The sequence below is a fragment of the Bacillus fungorum genome (genome assembly GCF_002746455.1).
Classification (GTDB): domain Bacteria; phylum Bacillota; class Bacilli; order Bacillales; family Bacillaceae_G; genus Bacillus_A; species Bacillus_A fungorum.
This window is the reverse complement of the sequence record NZ_NWUW01000146.1, coordinates 1-738: the sequence shown is the minus strand read 5'-3', so window position 1 is coordinate 738 and position 738 is coordinate 1. Positions and strand designations below refer to the sequence as shown.

Sequence of the window (738 nt, the reverse complement as noted above, 5' to 3'; positions counted from 1 at the left end):
TCTTAACACTCCGCCAAATGTTTCCCCAAGCCAGCACCCTTCCGCTCGATAACGATCGGCAAATTCTTTTGGCCAGTTTGTATAACCTGTTAACATTTTTTCTTCCCCCTATTTTTCATTCAATGAGCTATCATTTAACCCTAAAGCTTTCAGCATTGTTTGGAACTTAGCTGATGTTTCTGCTAATTCAGCTTCTGGTTTTGACTCAGCAACAACTCCCGCTCCTGCAAATAATCGAAGTGTATTTTCTTGCACTTCAGCACAGCGAATTGTAACAATCCATTCGCCATCTCCATTTAAATCGCTCCATCCTAGCATTCCTGTAAAGAATTCACGGTCAAATGGCTCAATTTTTTGAATAGCCTCTCTCGCTTCTTCCATCGGCGTTCCGCAAACTGCTGGCGTAGGATGAAGAGCAATTGCTAATTCCAAAGAAGAAGTATTTGGGTCCTTTAGTTCACCATTCACTTCAGTAGACAAATGCCACATCGCTTCACTATGAATAACGGATGGTTTTTCTGGAACATATAATGTATGACAGTACGGACGAAGTGCAGCAGCAACCGCTTCTACTACTACCGCATGTTCATGTAAATCTTTTGGAGAAGAAAGCAATTCCTCTGCTCTTCTTTTATCTTCTACCGGATCATCACTACGTGGTCTTGAACCAGCTAACGGATTAGAAATAACCTGCATACCATTACGTGAAACGAGTAATTCAGGACTTGCTCCAATTAA

General features: G+C 41.6%; 1 protein-coding gene. It reads right to left on the bottom strand.

Going from position 1 to position 738, the window contains the following annotated elements:
* Positions 1 to 108 precede the first annotated feature (108 nt).
* Positions 109 to 738: isochorismate synthase (locus CO726_RS31135; RefSeq protein ID WP_136699923.1), on the bottom strand; the 630-nt coding region annotated here is incomplete at its 5' end.